Origin of the sequence: Streptomyces sp. SPB162 (assembly GCF_029504575.1) — a bacterium.
Taxonomy (GTDB): Bacteria; Actinomycetota; Actinomycetes; order Streptomycetales; family Streptomycetaceae; genus Actinacidiphila.
The window spans coordinates 5,096,698-5,111,887 of record NZ_JAQFII010000001.1 but is presented as its reverse complement, the minus strand read 5'-3'; the positions used below and the strand labels follow the sequence as shown (position 1 = coordinate 5,111,887).

15 protein-coding genes and 2 pseudogenes are annotated in these 15,190 nt (G+C 71.8%); 6 read left to right on the top strand and 11 right to left on the bottom strand.

Annotation, left to right across the window (positions count from 1 at the left end; translation table 11 throughout):
• Positions 1-11: 11 nt before the first annotated feature.
• The 3 genes from M2266_RS23465 to M2266_RS23455 form a co-directional block, all read right to left on the bottom strand.
• Positions 12-869 (bottom strand): PHP domain-containing protein, encoded by an 858-nt coding sequence (locus M2266_RS23465; RefSeq protein ID WP_277439956.1) that lies wholly within the window; start codon positions 867-869, stop codon positions 12-14.
• Positions 870-954: 85 nt separating this feature from the next.
• Positions 955-1,593, bottom strand: a complete 639-nt coding sequence (locus M2266_RS23460; protein ID WP_277439955.1) for a DUF6758 family protein — start codon at positions 1,591-1,593, stop codon at positions 955-957.
• A 110-nt stretch (positions 1,594-1,703) separates the two neighbouring features.
• The gene (locus M2266_RS23455; protein ID WP_277439954.1) at positions 1,704-2,291 is read right to left on the bottom strand and encodes a suppressor of fused domain protein; all 588 of its coding nucleotides are present in this window, start codon (positions 2,289-2,291) and stop codon (positions 1,704-1,706) included.
• A gap of 444 nt (positions 2,292-2,735) precedes the next feature.
• Here M2266_RS23455 and M2266_RS23450 point away from each other — a divergent pair, with 444 nt between their 5' ends.
• On the top strand, positions 2,736-3,851 hold the full coding sequence (locus M2266_RS23450) for a magnesium and cobalt transport protein CorA (RefSeq protein WP_277439953.1): 1,116 nt from the start codon (positions 2,736-2,738) through the stop codon (positions 3,849-3,851).
• Between the two features lie 22 nt (positions 3,852-3,873).
• Here the strand turns inward: M2266_RS23450 and M2266_RS23445 are convergent, their stop codons facing one another.
• On the bottom strand, positions 3,874-4,806 hold the full coding sequence (locus M2266_RS23445) for a DMT family transporter (RefSeq protein ID WP_277441323.1): 933 nt from the start codon (positions 4,804-4,806) through the stop codon (positions 3,874-3,876).
• Between the two features lie 194 nt (positions 4,807-5,000).
• Between M2266_RS23445 and M2266_RS23440 the strand changes: the two genes are divergently transcribed.
• The gene (locus M2266_RS23440; RefSeq protein ID WP_277439952.1) at positions 5,001-5,528 is read left to right on the top strand and encodes a hypothetical protein; all 528 of its coding nucleotides are present in this window, start codon (positions 5,001-5,003) and stop codon (positions 5,526-5,528) included.
• A gap of 10 nt (positions 5,529-5,538) precedes the next feature.
• Here M2266_RS23440 and M2266_RS23435 read toward each other — a convergent pair whose 3' ends face one another.
• Positions 5,539-6,270: a hypothetical protein gene (locus tag M2266_RS23435; protein ID WP_277439951.1), complete on the bottom strand. Its 732-nt coding sequence runs from the start codon at positions 6,268-6,270 to the stop codon at positions 5,539-5,541.
• A 210-nt stretch (positions 6,271-6,480) separates the two neighbouring features.
• On the opposite strand from M2266_RS23435, the gene M2266_RS23430 reads away from it, so the two are divergent.
• The 3 genes and pseudogenes from M2266_RS23430 to M2266_RS23420 all read left to right on the top strand — a co-directional run bounded on the left by M2266_RS23430 (position 6,481) and on the right by M2266_RS23420 (position 9,516).
• Complete coding sequence (locus M2266_RS23430; protein ID WP_277439950.1) at positions 6,481-7,794, top strand: CBS domain-containing protein; 1,314 nt, start codon at positions 6,481-6,483, stop codon at positions 7,792-7,794.
• Positions 7,784-8,339: pseudogene (locus tag M2266_RS23425) on the top strand (DUF1003 domain-containing protein). Before M2266_RS23430 ends, M2266_RS23425 begins: the two are co-directional and overlap by 11 nt.
• A 19-nt stretch (positions 8,340-8,358) precedes the next feature.
• Positions 8,359-9,516, top strand: coding sequence for an Mrp/NBP35 family ATP-binding protein (locus M2266_RS23420; protein ID WP_277439949.1), 1,158 nt, complete (start codon positions 8,359-8,361; stop codon positions 9,514-9,516).
• Positions 9,517-9,582: 66 nt separating this feature from the next.
• On the opposite strand, the gene M2266_RS23415 is transcribed toward M2266_RS23420, so the two are convergent.
• The 5 genes and pseudogenes from M2266_RS23415 to sigE form a co-directional block, all read right to left on the bottom strand.
• Positions 9,583-10,197: a hypothetical protein gene (locus M2266_RS23415; protein ID WP_277439948.1), complete on the bottom strand. Its 615-nt coding sequence runs from the start codon at positions 10,195-10,197 to the stop codon at positions 9,583-9,585.
• A 146-nt stretch (positions 10,198-10,343) separates the two neighbouring features.
• The gene (locus M2266_RS23410) at positions 10,344-10,793 is read right to left on the bottom strand and encodes a sec-independent translocase (RefSeq protein ID WP_277439947.1); all 450 of its coding nucleotides are present in this window, start codon (positions 10,791-10,793) and stop codon (positions 10,344-10,346) included.
• A 122-nt stretch (positions 10,794-10,915) separates the two neighbouring features.
• Positions 10,916-12,011 (bottom strand): annotated as a pseudogene (locus M2266_RS23405) (trypsin-like peptidase domain-containing protein); the annotation flags it as partial.
• A gap of 295 nt (positions 12,012-12,306) precedes the next feature.
• The gene (locus M2266_RS23400) at positions 12,307-13,098 is read right to left on the bottom strand and encodes a zf-HC2 domain-containing protein (RefSeq protein WP_277439946.1); all 792 of its coding nucleotides are present in this window, start codon (positions 13,096-13,098) and stop codon (positions 12,307-12,309) included.
• Complete coding sequence (gene sigE / locus M2266_RS23395) at positions 13,095-13,856, bottom strand: RNA polymerase sigma factor SigE (protein WP_277441322.1); 762 nt, start codon at positions 13,854-13,856, stop codon at positions 13,095-13,097. The genes M2266_RS23400 and sigE overlap by 4 nt, the downstream gene beginning before the upstream one ends.
• A 371-nt stretch (positions 13,857-14,227) precedes the next feature.
• Between sigE and M2266_RS23390 the strand changes: the two genes are divergently transcribed.
• The gene (locus M2266_RS23390) at positions 14,228-14,893 is read left to right on the top strand and encodes an O-methyltransferase (RefSeq protein ID WP_277441321.1); all 666 of its coding nucleotides are present in this window, start codon (positions 14,228-14,230) and stop codon (positions 14,891-14,893) included.
• An 88-nt stretch (positions 14,894-14,981) separates the two neighbouring features.
• Here M2266_RS23390 and M2266_RS23385 read toward each other — a convergent pair whose 3' ends face one another.
• Positions 14,982-15,149, bottom strand: a complete 168-nt coding sequence (locus M2266_RS23385) for a DUF3117 domain-containing protein (protein WP_069464762.1) — start codon at positions 15,147-15,149, stop codon at positions 14,982-14,984.
• Positions 15,150-15,190: the final 41 nt, after the last annotated feature.

Here is a 15,190-nt window from a genome sequence, read left to right as displayed (position 1 = left end):
GGGGAAGAGCGTCAGACGGCGCTGATCGGAAGGGCGCCGGTCGCCCGGCGCGCGATCTCCCGGTAGACCTCGGGGTCGGTGACCCACTCGCCGAGCCGGCAGGTCTTGCGGCTGCCGTGGTAGTCGCTGGAGCCGGTGGCGAGCAGCCCGGTCTCGGCGGCGAAGCCGCGCAGGCGGGCCCGGGTGGCCTCGTCGTGGTCCATGTGGTCCACCTCGATGCCGTCGAGTCCGGCCGCCGCCAGTGCGGCTATGACGCTCTCCGGAACGGTCTCGCCGCGCTTGTGTGCGCCCGGGTGAGCGAAGACGGTGACTCCCCCGGCCGCCTTGACCAGCCGGACGGCGTCGAACGGGTCGAACTCGTGCTTCTCCACGTAGGCGCGGCCGTCGTTGGCCAGCCACCGCTCCGTGAACGCGTCCGAGACGCTGTCCACGACGCCGAGGTCGACGAGCGCGGTCGCGATGTGCGGCCGACCCACGGAGCCGTCACCGGCGATCGCGGCGACCCGCTCCCAGGTGACCGGGACGCCGAGCTCCTGGAGCTTGCCGACCATGGCCCGCGCGCGCGGCACCCGGTCGTCGCGGACGAGTTCGCGCTCGCGGAACAGCTCGGGCTCGGCGGGGTCGAAGAGATAGGCCAGCATGTGCATGCTGATGCCGTCGACCTTGCAGGACAGCTCCGCGCCGGTCACCAGCGTCAGCGGCGACCCCAGGTCGTGCAGCTCCTTGGCCGCCTCGTCATGGCCGCCGACCGTGTCGTGGTCGGTGAGCGCGACGACGTCGAGACCCGCGGCCGCGGCGTTGCGCACCAGCTCGGCGGGGGTGTCCGTACCGTCGGAAGCCGTCGAGTGGGTGTGCAGGTCGATACGCACGGCGGCACGGCTCCCAACGGCGATAGGCGGTATACGGCACAGGCTTTCGGAAAGTAAGGATAGCGGGCCGGGGAACCTGCGAATCTCAGGAGAGCAGCCGGGGGGACAGGGCACCGCACGACAGCAGGTCGATCTCCGCCCCCGCGTCCCGCAGATCGGTGAGCACCAGCTCGTCGTACATCATCAGCCCGGACTGCTCGGGCCACACGATCGCCCAGAGCCACAGCCCGAGCGCCTCGCCCGCGAAGACCGCCCGGTCGCCGGGCGCGTCCTTCACGTGCCACAGCGGGGTGGGCCGGCCCGCGGCCAGCACCTTGGTGTGCGGGGACTGGTCCACACACATCGAGGGACCGGGATCGGGCCCGGGGATGCCCGCGTAGCGCGCCCCCAGCCCCACGCCCAGCTCCTCGGCGATCAGCAGCAGCTCGCCGGGGCCGCCGAGCGGGCCGGGCCCCGAGCAGGCCACGGCGGTCGCCCGCCCGCCGCTGCGGTCGTCGCCCGCGGAGGCCACGCCGGAGAAGAGCCAGCCGACCGGCAGCGGCCAGGGCATCCACACCGGGACCTGCGCGCGGTGCACCACGACGCCGAGCGCCTCGACGCTCGGCGGAACGACCGGCTGCAGCGGATGCACGGTCCCGTGCGCGCCGCATTGCCAGGCATCGGAGAAGAGGCCGGGCGCGCGCACCCGGCCACCGCACTTCGGGCAACTGGGTTCGCCCCTCATAGGGCCCAACGGTCCTCCCGCGACGTGCCCGCGTCAAGGACGATCACCCGTCCGGCGTCGAGAGTCCATCCGTACGAACGGCTGGGCGACGCTCACGGCACGCGGCGGGGTCAGTCGGCGAGCGGCACCGAGGCCCGCAGCGGATCGCGCAGGTCCGTGCCGTACTTCAGCCAGCGCTCCTGCAGCGCGGCGCCGCCGTGCACGCGCTTCCAGGCCGCTTCGTTCGAGGTCATGGGGAGCACGGGGAAGAACCGGACCGGGTCCAACGGGTCCTCCAGGGCGAGGTCCTCGACGAGGCCGCCCGACTCCGCGACCAGCACGGCGGAGAACGGCGCGTCGGTCCACAGCGGGCCGCCGACGTCCAACGAGGCGCCGGGCGCCACCACGACGCCCTCGACCTGCGGGGAGGCGGCGAGTACCGCGAGCGGCCGCAGCACCTGGTCGACGGGGGCGAGGCCGGCCCGTACCGACAGCACCAGCTCGGCGCGCGGGCCGCGCAGCGGGTCGGCGACGGTGGCGAGGGGATCGCTCATCGGCTGCCGCGACATGCCGAGCGTGGCGTACCGCAGGACGTCACCGTCGACGAAGCGCAGCACCTCGATGCGGTCGGTGCCGAGGAAGGTCACCGCCGCCCTGCTGTGCCGCTCACCGAACGTCGAGTGCAGTCGCGCCTCGACCAGCTGAAGAAGATCGCCCATACCGCGGAGCATAGGTCCGCCGCGCCCGCGGCAGGTAGGGGAAACCTGGGGAAGCGTATGGAAGAGGCAAAGCCGGGCAGGAGCGCTCCAGGCGCTTGCTAAGGTGGGGCGTTGGCCGCCGTGAAGTCCGGCGTTGCCATGGGCATACGTCATCCCTCAGCGGGGATCGGCCGGAGGAGGTGGGGTTGACATGGATCATAGTCGACCGTGCAGTCCTGCCCGCTCTTCCTTCCGCCGCCTCGCCGGCTGAGCCCTCGCGTTCCATACCCGGCACCGTCGCCGGGAAACACGGGAGTCACCGAAGTTCCGACTTCCTCCCTGGATCAACGCCTGCCATGGGCACCGCGCCGGAAGAGCGCCCTGAACTGCCTTGTGATCACCCTGCCTTGATCAGCATTTCAGTGCGGCTTCCATGCCGTCGGCCAGTCCGTGAAGGAGCTTGCCATGTCGATGATCCGTGACCTGCGTGCAGTGGTCCGTCCCTCCCTGCGCAAGAGCGCCGTTTCATACGACTACGGCGCGACGCGTACGCCCAGTGCGACGAGCGCGGTGGTGGACTGCGCCGTCTACCGCGACGGCGCGCGCTGCAGCGACCACATCGACCCCGCCGCCGCCCTGGAGAAGGTGCGCAGCGGCAGCCGCAGCGAGGGCTTCGTCTGGATCGGGCTGCACGAGCCCACGGAGCAGGAGTTCGCCGGCATCGCCGAGGTGTTCGGGCTGCACCCGCTGGCCGTCGAGGACGCGGTCCACGCGCACCAGCGCCCCAAGTTGGAGCGCTACGACGACATCCTGTTCACCGTCTTCAAGACCATCAGGTACGTCGAGCACACCGAACTCACCGCGACCAGCGAGGTGGTGGAGAGCGGCGAGGTCATGGTCTTCACCGGCCGGCACTTCGTCATCACCGTCCGGCACGGCGGCCACGGCTCACTGCGCGCGCTGCGGCACCGGCTGGAGGACGATCCGGAGCTGCTCGCGAAGGGCCCCTCTGCCGTGCTGCACGCCATCGCCGACCAGGTGGTCGACGACTACCTGGCCGTCACCGAGGCGGTGCAGGACGACATCGACGACGTGGAGATCGATGTCTTCTCCGCCGCGCAGGGCAAGTCCGCGCGCGGTGGCGACGCCGGCCGGATCTACCAGCTCAAGCGCGAGGTACTGGAGTTCAAGCGGGCGGTCTCGCCGCTGCTGCGGCCGATGCAGCTGCTCAGCGAGCGGCCGATGCGGCTGATCGACCCGGAGATCCAGAAGTACTTCCGCGACGTCGCCGACCACGTGGCGCGCGTCCACGAGCAGGTGGTCGGCTTCGACGACCTGCTCAACTCGATCCTCCAGGCCAACCTGGCGCAGGCGACCGTCGCGCAGAACGAGGACATGCGCAAGATCACCGCCTGGGCCGCCATCCTCGCCGTCCCGACGATGATCACCGGCGTGTACGGGATGAACTTCGACCACATGCCGGAGCTGCACTGGCGGTACGGATACCCCATGGTGCTGTGCGCAACGGTCGCCATCTGCTTCAGCATCCACCGCGGGTTCCGGCGCAACGGCTGGTTGTAGCGGCGGCGCGGCGGGCCGTGGCTCAGGCTCCGCCGGGCGTCGCCGGGAGGTCCGCCGGGGCCGGGCCGGAATCCCGGCGGTCCGCGAGGATCACCAGGGCCAGGCCCGCCAGGATCACTCCGAGGGCCGGGTAGGCCATCGCCGGCGGCGTCTGGCCCAGCCAGAGGGCCGCGATGAGGGCCGCGCCCGGCGTCTCCAGGAGGATCGCCGTCGACGTGGTGGACGGGCCGAGGCCGTGCACCACCCGGTTCAGGATCGAGTGGCCCAGCAGTTGCGCGGCGACGGTGAGCGCGACGAGCTTGAGCCAGGTCCCGCCGCTGTACCCGCCCAGTGAGGCGCCGGAAACCAGGCACGCGACGAGCAGCGCCGCCGCGGTCGTCGAGTAGCAGATGTAGGTGTACGCGGTGGTGCTGGCGCTCCTGCGGACCTCGGCGCCCAGCAGCACGTACGCGGCGGCCGCCATGCCCGCGCCCAGCGCGAGCGCGTCGCCGCCCAGCGCGCGAGTGTCGGTCGACATGTCGATACCGGTCAGGATGATGACGCCCACCACGGCCAGCAGCGTGCCCGCCCAGACCAGGCGGGGCGGCCGGTGGCCGCGCATCCGCAGGATGATCGTGGTCCAGATCGGGGTCGTGGTGCACAGCGCGGTCGAGGTGGCGACCGACGTCATCGACAGGCTCGGCAGCCACAGGCCGAAGTGCAGCGCGAGAGTGGCGCCCGCCGCCACCGACAGCAGCAGCGAGCGGCGGCCCATCCGGCGCAGCTCGCCGAGGTTGCGGCGGAGCACGAACGGGGTGAGCACCCCTATCGCCATGGCGTTCCGCCAGAACGCGATGGCCAGCGCCGGGGCGGCGGTCGCCGCGATCAGCGGGGCGGAGAACGAGACGCCGGCGATGGCGACGGCCAGCAGCGTGAGGTCCAGCGGCCGGTGCGCGACGGCTGCCGCGGGTGACACGGCGGCAGGCGGGGCGGCGGTGCGCGGCTCGGCGGACACGGGTTCTCCTCGGTCAAAACGGGGTCACCGACCAGCGTAAGGCCCGTGACAAGAGCATGCTCCTGTCGTCCGAAGCCTGGAACGCGAGTGGAGGGCCCGCACGGGACGCCGACAGGGGCCCCGCGGGCGGGGGCGCACCCCATAAGGTGAGCCCCATGACGGAAACCGCCGAGCAGACGGCCCTCGTCGAGGAGGCCACCAAGAAGTCCGGCCTGGTCTGGGTCCAGGCCCCGGCCGGCCGGCCGCCGCAGGCGGTGTGGCACGCGTGGGTGGACGGCGCCCTGTGCCTCGTCGGCGGCGGCCCCGGGGAGCAGCCGCTCGCCGGACTGGCCGACGGCGGCACCGCGGTCGTGACCGTGCGCAGCAAGGACAAGGGCGGCCGGCTGGTCGCGTGGCCCGCCGCCGTCTCCGTGCTCGCCCCCGACAGCGACGCGTGGACCGCCGCCGTCGAGGAGCTCAAGGGAAAGCGGCTGAACGCTCCGGACGCCGAGACGATGACCGCGCGCTGGGCGCGCGAGTGCCAGGTGCTGCGGCTCGTACCGTCAGGACCGCCGAGCGAGCAGCCGGGCGCGATGCCGGACCGCTCGGGTGCGGCCGCCCCCGTCCCCTCCCCCGCCACGACCCGGCAGCCGATGCCGGAGGCGCTGCCGCGGCTGCTGGCGCGCCGCGGGAAGCGCGCCTGACCCCGGTCGGTCAGCCGCCGGACGTGCCCGTCACGGACTTGCCGTAGTCCACGACGTGGGCGGCGTCCGGCGCCGCCAGGGCGAAGTCCTTGCCCCAGTCGGCCATGGTCAGGGTGGCGGAACCGCCCGCGCGCTCGTACCGCAGCGGGTAGGGGCTGCCTTCGAGGGAGACGTCGAGGGTGCCGCCTCCGCCGCCGTCCGCGGCGAGGGCGATGGTGCGGATGCCGTCGACCTTGCGGTGGTCGCCGGTGGACAGCTCACCGTTGAGCGCGAAGAGCGCGTCGAGCAGCACCTTCTTGTCCGTGAAGCCGCTGAACTGCTGGAAGGCGGGGTCGCCCGTCGGCACCTTGACGTACTTGTCCTTCAGCTTCGCCGCGGCGGCCTGGCTGTCCTTGCCGGAGCCTTCGTCGCCGTAGAAGTCGGCGCCCGCCTTCAGGTACAGGTCGTCACCGACCCGCAGCAGCTGGAACGTGCTGCTCTGCGTCGTGACGTCCCCGACGCCGCCGTTGGCCCGCAGTCGCATGTCGAGCTTGTACGTCTTCCCCTTGCTGACCACGGTGCCGGAGAGCCGTACGGTCGGCGCCGTCGCGGCGGCTTCGCGGGCCCGCTGCTCGATCGTCTTGGGGGGCAGCTTGGCGACTCCGTTCGTCCCCGCGTCCGGATCGCCGCCGCCGCAGCCGGCGAGTGTCAGTCCGGCGCAGAGCGCCCCGAGGAGAACAGCGGATCGGCGGCCGGGAAACACGTGTTCTCTTCCTCCAGCGGCAGGGGAACGGGGTGGGGGGACCCGAAGCTACCGCAGCGTACAGCTCCCTGCCGAGACCCGGACCCGACTCTTCCGCGCGCGGCAGGCAGAGCGGGGTCCGCCGCGGAGCAGCGCCGTGCGGCACCCAAGATCCCGGCGGGTTAGCCTGGCAGCGACGAACCGTGACCCGCACGACGCCAGGAGGCACCGATGGCCGCAGGTGCCCCGCGCGTGTTCATCTCGCACATCTCGGGGGTCGCGGTCTTCGACCCGGGCGGCGACCAGGTGGGCCGGGTCCGCGACCTCGTGGTGATGCTGCGGGTCGGCGGGAAGCCGCCGCGGGTGCTGGGGCTGGTCGTCGAGGTGGTCACCCGGCGGCGGATCTTCCTGCCGATGACCCGGGTGACGGGCGTCGAGTCCGGGCAGGTGATCACCACCGGCGTCGTCAACATGCGGCGCTTCGAACAGCGGCCGACGGAGACCCTGGTCCTCGGCGAACTGCTCGACCGACGGGTCAGGATCGTCGCGACCGGCGAGGAGGTGACGGTGCTGGACATCGCGATGGTGCAGCTGCCGGCCCGCCGTGAGTGGGAGATCGACAAGGTCTTCGTCCGCCGCGGCAAGGGCGGGGCCCTTCGCAGGCGTGGGGAGACCCTGACGCTGGACTGGTCGGCCGTGACCGGCTTCTCGCTGGAGGAGCACGGCCAGGGCGCCGAGAACCTCCTCGCCACCTTCGAGCGGCTGCGCCCCGCCGACCTCGCGAACGTCCTGCACCACCTGTCGCCCAAGCGGCGCGGCGAGGTCGCCGCGGCCCTGGACGACGACCGGCTCGCCGACGTCCTGGAGGAGCTGCCGGACGACGACCAGGTGGAGATCCTCGGCAAGCTCAAGGAGGAGCGCGCGGCCGACGTGCTGGAGGCGATGGACCCGGACGACGCGGCCGACCTGCTCTCCGAGCTGCCGGAGGTCGACCAGGAGCGCCTGCTGACGCTGATGCAGCCGCAGGACGCGGCCGACGTGCGCCGGCTGCTCTCCTACGAGGAGCGCACCGCCGGCGGCCTGATGACCACCGAGCCCATCGTGCTGCGGCCGGACGCCACGATCGCCGACGCGCTGGCCCGGGTCCGCAACCCGGACCTCTCCCCCGCGCTCGCCGCCCAGGTCTACGTGTGCCGGCCGCCCGACGAGACCCCGACCGGCAAGTACCTGGGCCTGGTGCACTTCCAGCGGCTGCTGCGCGACCCGCCGTTCACCCTCGTCGGCTCCATCGTCGACACCGACCTGCTGCCGCTGCCGCCCGGTACCCCGCTGTCCGCGGTGACCAGCTACCTCGCCACGTACAACCTGATCTCGGCGCCCGTCGTGGACGAGAGCGGGTCGCTGCTCGGCGCGGTGACGGTCGACGACGTGCTGGACCACCTGCTGCCCGACGACTGGCGCGAGACCGATCTGCACGGTGCGACGGCCGCCTACCACGTGGGCGACACGCGCGCGGACGAGAGCGAGCCCGACGATGCCCGCTGACGTGGAGCGCGAGCGCGCGAAGTCCTCGGCCGGCTCCGCCGGCCCGCCGCGGCCGCGGGTGCGCCTGGACCAGCCCCGGCCGACCCGGCGGCGGCTGCTGCCGACCTACGACCCGGAGGAGTTCGGCCGGTTCTCGGAGCGCATCGCGCGCTTCCTGGGCACCGGGCGCTTCATCGTCTGGATGACCGTCCTCATCATCCTGTGGGTGCTGTGGAACATCTTCGCCCCGGACTCGATGCGCTGGGACCGGTACCCGTTCATCTTCCTGACGCTGATGCTCTCGCTCCAGGCGTCCTACGCGGCCCCCGCTGATCCTGCTCGCGCAGAACCGGCAGGACGACCGCGACCGCGTCAACCAGGAGCAGGACCGCAAACAGAACGAGCGCAGCATCGCCGACACCGAGTACCTGACGCGGGAGGTGGCGTCGCTGCGGATGAATCTCGGGGAGGTCGCCACCCGCGACTGGATCCGTTCCGAGCTCCAGGATCTGCTGAAGGAGCTCGAGGAGCGGCGTGACGAAGGCGACGCCGGAACCGACCGGTAGGCGCCGTACCATCGACCGTATGGCTACCGACACACACGGATCCGCTCCGACCGCCGACGCCGTGCGCGCGGCGCTCGCGACGGTGAACGACCCGGAGATCCACAAGCCGATCACTGATCTCGGCATGGTCAAATCCGTGGACATCGCGGAAGACGGCACCGTGAAGGTCGCCGTGTACCTGACGGTGTCGGGGTGCCCGATGCGCGAGACCATCACCACGAACGTCACCACGGCCGTCGAGGCGGTCCCGGGCGTCACCGGCGTCACCGTCGAACTCGACGTCATGAGCGACGAGCAGCGCAAGGAGCTCGCCGGCAACCTGCGCGGCGGCACCGCCGAGCGCGAGGTGCCCTTCGCGCAGCCCGGCTCGCTGACCCGGGTCTACGCGGTCGCCTCCGGCAAGGGCGGCGTCGGCAAGTCCTCGGTGACGGTGAACCTGGCGGCGGCGATGGCCGCCGACGGCCTCAAGGTCGGCGTCGTGGACGCGGACATCTATGGCCACTCGGTGCCGCGCATGCTCGGTGTCGACGGCCGGCCGACCCAGGTCGAGAACATGATCATGCCGCCGTCGGCGCACGGCGTGAAGGTCATCTCCATCGGCATGTTCACCCCGGGCAACGCGCCCGTGGTGTGGCGCGGGCCGATGCTGCACCGCGCGCTGCAGCAGTTCCTCGCCGACGTGTACTGGGGCGACCTGGACGTCCTGCTGCTGGACCTGCCGCCGGGCACCGGCGACATCGCGATCTCCGTCGCGCAGCTCGTCCCGAACGCCGAGATCCTCGTGGTGACGACGCCTCAGCAGGCGGCGGCCGAGGTCGCGGAGCGCGCCGGCTCCATCGCGGTGCAGACCCACCAGAAGATCGTCGGCGTCGTGGAGAACATGTCCGGGATGCCGTGCCCGCACTGCGACGAGATCGTCGACGTCTTCGGCAGCGGCGGTGGCGAGCGGGTCGCCGAGGGCCTGACCAGGACCACGGGCGCGACGGTGCCGGTGCTGGGCCAGATCCCCATCGACGTGCGGCTGCGCGAGGGCGGCGACGACGGCCGCCCGGTCGTCCTGAGCCACCCGGACTCCGCCGCCGCGCTCGCCCTCAAGTCGATCGCCGGCAAGCTCGGCGGCCGGGCCCGCGGCCTGGCGGGCATGTCGCTGGGGATCACCCCGCGCAACAAGTTCTGAGCGGCCCCTCGGCTCATGACGGTGCCCCCGACCGCCGTGCGGTCGGGGGCACCGTCATGAGCACGCTCAGCCGTCGTACGTCGTGACGTCCTTCACCACGGCCAGCCCCAGCCCGTACGCGCTCATGCCGCGCCCGTACGCGCCCAGGTGGGCGCCGCGCGCGGAGCCCGCCAGGACCCAGCCGTACTCGGACTCCCGGTAGTGGAACACGGTGGGTTCGCCGTCCACCGGGAGCGTGAGGGTCGACCAGTGCGGGCCGGCCAGGTCGTCGGCCAGATCCCAGGCGGTCGCGATCTGCTGGTCGAGCCAGTCCTGGCGCAGTGCGCGTTCCATGTGGGTGGGCCAGGTGCAGGACAGCAGCCCGGAGCCCGCCAGCCAGGCCGCCGACGACACCGAGGTGGCCTCCAGTACACCGGTGCCGTCCGCGCTGCGGCGGCCGGGACGCCGGGCGACCGTGACGACCACGGCGAACCGCTGCGCGTCGGGGTCGGTGGTCTCCGCCTTGATGGACGGTTCGTCGCCATGCCCTATCGAGCCGTGCTCCACGGTTCCGTCCGCGCTGGTGCCGACCGTGGTGAGCCAACGGCGTCCGGTGAACGCCTCATCCAGCCCGTACCACGGGAAATCGGCCATCAAGTAGCCGTCGACCGCTCGATCCGCTCTGCCGGTCTTCGTCTCCATCGGGGTGGCGCCTCCTCCATGCCCTTTTGGGCGACTCGCCATTTTGCCGGACCGAAGCCGGGCACGGGGGCCAAAACGGCGCACGGTGATGGCGAACACATGGAGAATAGCCACCCCAAGGGGTGGATCCGGACAAACGGGTTGACTCAGGTCGCGTCGGAATCGAACGGCGGGGGCTCGTCCTTGTCCAACGACTCGCGCTTGCGGAGGCGGTCAGGGGTGCTCGCGACGGCGCCCGCGGCACCCGCGGAGGCGGCCGCGGCCGTGGTGTCGGTGCCGTTCACGGCATCGGTGACCTCGGCCATCTCCTTGCGGAAGTCGAACCCGTTGCGCAGGTCCTGGAGGCCGAGCTCCTCGTTCTCCAGGATGTTCTTGCGGATGTACGTCTTGGGGTTCAGGTCCTCGAACTCGAAGTCCTTGAACTCGGGCCCCAGCTCCTTGCGGATGTCCTCCTTGGCGCTGTCCGAGAAGGCCCGCACCTTTCGGATGAACGCCATCGTGTCCTGGATGACCTTCGGCAGCTTGTCCGGCCCGAAGACGAGCACCGCAAGGATGACGAGCGCGATCATCTCCATCGGGCCTATGTCGAAGAACACCTTGCAGCTCCTTGGGACGTCCACAGCCGGGTGGGCAGGGTCCGGGTTCACTCACCGTACCCGGCCGCGCGGTCGGCGTGGGAGTGGCTTGGGCCAACACTACGTCGCCACCGGGTAAAGGGTCAGTTCCCGGTGGCCGAACCCAAGGTCAGCTCGACGGTACGTTCCGCGCCGGAACGCAGCAGGGTGAGGGTGAGGCGGTCGCCGGGGCGGTGGCTGCGGATCCTGACGACCAGCTCGTCGCCGCGGTGCACCCGCTCGCCGTCGACTGCCGTGATGACGTCGCCGGCCTCGATGCCGGCCTGGTCGCCGGGACCACCGGGGGTCACCGCAGGGGTGTCCCCCTTGCCGCCGATCCGGGCGCCGTCCCCCTCGTAGGTCATGTCGACGCTCACCCCGATCACCGGATGGGTGGCCTTCCCCGTGTTGATCAGTTCCTCGGCGACGCGCTTCGCCTGGTTGGCCGGGATGGCGAAGCCCAGGCCGATGCTGCCGCCCTGGCCGCCGGCCGGGCCGCCGCCGTCGTCGGCCGCCCGGATCGCGCTGTTGATGCCGATCACCTTTCCCCGCCCGTCGACGAGCGGGCCCCCGGAGTTGCCGGGGTTGATCGGTGCGTCGGTCTGCAGCGCGTCCACATAGCTGACGTCCGTGCCGTCGGTGGTGCCGGCGGCGGTGACCGGCCTGCGGGTGGCGCTGATGATGCCCGCGGTGACGGTGCCCTCGAGGCCGTACGGGGCTCCGATGGCCACCACCGGGTCGCCGACGCGCACCGAGTCGGAGTTGCCGAAGACGAGCGGCCGCAGCCCCGGACACCCCACTGACCTCGATGACCGCGAGGTCGTAGCCGCTGTCCACGCCGACCACCTTCGCCGTGGCGCGCCGGCCGCCGGTGAAGGTGACCTGGATGTCACCGCCGTCCTTGCCGGCGGATCCGACGACATGGTTGTTGGTGAGGATGTGGCCCTTGGTGTCCAGCACGAACCCGGTACCGGTTTCCTCGCCCGAGGCGCCCTTCACATGGATGTAGACGACGCCCGGCAGCGTCCGGGCCGCGATCCCCGCGACGCTGTCGCGCGCACGGTCGACACTGACCTCGGAGGCCTGGGGCAGCGTCACCGGCTCGGTGGCCTCCTCGGCACCGTGCCGCTCGACGTAGACACCGGCCGCTCCGCCGATCCCGCCGGCGAGCAGCGCCACCAGGGCCGCACCCGCGATCAGCGGGGCAGCCCGGCCGCCACGGGGACGGGCCGGACCGCCCGGAACGGGGTGGGGGTGGCCACCGGACGTCCGGTTCAGCAGGTACGGGTCGGGGAACGCCTCGTCCGGTGCGGGTCCTCTTGTCCCCGCGCCACTCGCGCCGGGCGCCGGGCCCGCCGGGTGGCTCCACCACTGCGGCCGGTCGGCCTCATCGCTCATTCCCCGAGCCTGCGGGCGGTGTACGGAGGTCCGCAAGCGACACACGGCCGGATGGCGTCAGCACGTCAGCCGTACACGTCAGGACCGCACGCCCACGTCAGCGGTGGACGGCGGGTCCGGGAGCGGCCATCGGGGTCGGCGGCGCGGTCGGCGCGGGAGTCGTGGCCGCTACGGGCGCCATCAGCTGACGGGCCAGCGAGGCCGGAGTCACGCCCGTCATCGGGGGGTGCCGCAGGTAGCGGTCCTGCGCTGAACTCACCAGGTCGCTCCGCAGCGGCTTGAGCTCGGAGACCGGGTCGGCGCCGCTGAGCGGGGCGACCGCGGGACCCTGCTCCTCGGGGCGGGCGCCGCTGTCGATCGCCGCGTCCATCGGGAGGGCGCCGCCGAGCGCGATGGCCGCCATGGAGAAGGCGCCGGCCGCCGCGAAGGCGAACCGCCGGCCGCGCGAGGCGGAACCGGGGCCCGACACCGGACGCTCGACCTCATGGATACGGAAACCGCGGGAGCGCACATCGGTCGGTGCGGCGAGGTCGGGACCCGGGGACAGGAAGGAGAACTCCTCCACCGTGCTCTTCCCGAAGACGTCACCACCGCCGAAGAGGCCACCGTCGAACGGGCCTCTTCCATCGTCGTCGCCACCACCCGGCAGCCCCTGGAGCCGGGCCAGCAGGCCGGCGGACAGGGTGGGAGGCGCCGTGGTCGCCACGACGTTCTTCAGCCGGCGCTGCTCGTCGGCGGCTGTCTTGCACTGGGGACACGTCACCAGATGCGCGAGCACCCGATCCCGGGTGTCATCGGGCAACTCACCGTCGACGAACGCGGCGAGTCGGTCGCCGAGATGCTGCTCGGCAGATGAGACGTGTTGCTGGCCGGTACCGCTACTGCTCACGTTCTTCCGCCCTCCAGGCCCGGATTCGGAATGGCGGCGGCCAGCGCACGACCCGGACGGGCCGCGGGGGAACGGTGCTCAAGGGCCTTGCGCAGGTGGGAACGACCGCGGTGGATCCGACTCCGGACCGTGCCGAGCTTCACGCCGAGGGTGGCGGCGATCTCCTCGTACGACAGCCCCTCGATGTCGCAGAGCACGACCGCGGCACGGAACTCGGGCGCGAGGGTGTCCAGGGCTTGCTGGACGTCCGCGTCGAAGTGCGTGTCGTTGAAGTGCTGCGCGGGGGACGGCTCGCGGCTCGGGAGCCGCTCCGCCGCGTCGTCGCCGAGCGCGTCAAACCTGATCCGCTGACGTCGCCGCACCATGTCCAGGAAGAGATTGGTGGTGATGCGGTGCAGCCAGCCCTCGAAGGTGCCGGGCGTGTACGTGGACAGGGAACGGAAGACGCGGACGAAGACTTCTTGGGTGAGGTCCTCGGCATCGTGCTGGTTGCCCGTCAGGCGGTACGCCAAGCGGTAGACGCGGGCACTGTGCGTGCTGACGATCTCCTCCCAGGAAGGAGGCGTCCACGCCTGGTTCTCCCCGTCGTTGGCGAAGGTCGCGTTGGCGGGTACGTCGTTGCGTGAACGGTCAGCAGTGTTGGTCACGGATTTCGGCTGTCCGGAAGACCTGAGAATATGCCGAAGCACTCCCCGATCACCGGCCGCAGCCGCACCTCCCCTGTCGGCTCTGGTGGTCTCCAGTAGAGCCACTACCATATCCACCTCGCCCGTTAGCTCCGGATAAGTGCGCTGTCTCGCCGGGGACCTGGTCCGGACGGCTACGCGGACGTACTTCCCGCGTACCGCACGTTCTCGGTCCCGCCCTACTAACGCGTACTCTCCTCAACGGGTTCCCGGCCCCGGGGGCAGCCCAACACCAGCTCCGGGGGCACCACCCGGCGCTGGCTCCGGGGGCACCACCCAGCGCTGACTCCGGAGGCACCACCCGGCGCTGGCTCCGGGGCCACCACCCGGCGTTAGCTCTGGGGGCACCACCCGGCGTTAGCTCTGGGGGCACCACCCGGCGTTAGCTCTGGGGGCACCACCCAGCGTTAGCTGGGGGCGGATACAGTCGCCGGGCGGGCCGCATCACCGACGGGGACAGGGAGAGGGCCATTACCGGCAACCGGCAGGCGAGCTGGGCGTTCGCCGACGCCTTCGTCGCCGAAGACGACGCCCTGATACGAGCCCGGCGCCGTGCCCACGAGTCCGGTCTGCGCCCCGTGTCCCCCGGAACCGGCGCCACGCTGCGGCTGCTGGCCGCGGCCTCCGACGCGAAGGCCGTCGTCGAGATCGGCACCGGAACCGGCGTGTCCGGTATCCACCTGCTGCTCGGGATGCGCCCGGACGGGGTGCTGACCACCGTCGACTCGGAACCCGACCGTCAGCAACTGGCCCGCGAGGCCTACCGGGACGCCGGTTTCGCCGCCAACCGCGCGCGGTTCATCCCCGGCCGCGCGCTGGAGGTCCTCCCGCGGCTGGCGGACGGGGGCTACGACCTCGTCTTCTGCGACGGGGACCGGCTGGAGTACCTCGACTACCTCGACGAATCGTTGCGCCTGCTGCGTCCCGGCGGACTCGTCTGCTTCGAGGGGACCTTCGCCCAGGGCCGCACCCTGGACGCGGCACACCAGGACGCCGAGGCCGTGCGGCTGCGCGAGCTGATGCGCGCGGTGCGGGACAGCCAGGCGTTCGCGCCGGTCCTGCTGCCCACCGACGACGGACTGCTGTGCGCGGTCCGCCGGGGCGGCTGACCGCGCCGGCACACGGCAGCGGCCCCGGGTTCCGGACCTGGAACGGTCAGGAATCGGGGCCGTGACGTTTATCGGGAACGCGCTCGTGTCAGGCGATGGCCTTCTTCAGCGCGTCGCCGAGGGCATCCGCCTCGTCAGGAGTCAGCTCGACAACAAGCCGTCCGCCGCCCTCGAGCGGAACGCGCATGATGATGCTCCGCCCCTCCTTGGTGACCTCGAGCGGGCCATCACCCGTCCGCGGCTTCATGGCCGCCATGCTCGTTCCCCTTCCTGAAACCAGCTCGGACTCGAACACAT

Excerpts from the sequence above, each read along its gene's own strand:
- M2266_RS23460 (WP_277439955.1), bottom strand. The coding sequence starts at position 1,593 with ATGAGGGGCGAACCCAGTTGCCCGAAGTGCGGTGGCCGGGTGCGCGCG.
- M2266_RS23455 (WP_277439954.1), bottom strand. The coding sequence starts at position 2,291 with ATGGGCGATCTTCTTCAGCTGGTCGAGGCGCGACTGCACTCGACGTTC.
- M2266_RS23450 (WP_277439953.1), top strand. The coding sequence starts at position 2,736 with ATGTCGATGATCCGTGACCTGCGTGCAGTGGTCCGTCCCTCCCTGCGC.
- M2266_RS23440 (WP_277439952.1), top strand. The coding sequence starts at position 5,001 with ATGACGGAAACCGCCGAGCAGACGGCCCTCGTCGAGGAGGCCACCAAG.
- M2266_RS23430 (WP_277439950.1), top strand. The coding sequence starts at position 6,481 with ATGGCCGCAGGTGCCCCGCGCGTGTTCATCTCGCACATCTCGGGGGTC.
- M2266_RS23420 (WP_277439949.1), top strand. The coding sequence starts at position 8,359 with ATGGCTACCGACACACACGGATCCGCTCCGACCGCCGACGCCGTGCGC.
- M2266_RS23415 (WP_277439948.1), bottom strand. The coding sequence starts at position 10,197 with ATGGAGACGAAGACCGGCAGAGCGGATCGAGCGGTCGACGGCTACTTG.
- sigE (WP_277441322.1), bottom strand. The coding sequence starts at position 13,856 with ATGGTAGTGGCTCTACTGGAGACCACCAGAGCCGACAGGGGAGGTGCG.
- M2266_RS23385 (WP_069464762.1), bottom strand. The coding sequence starts at position 15,149 with ATGGCGGCCATGAAGCCGCGGACGGGTGATGGCCCGCTCGAGGTCACC.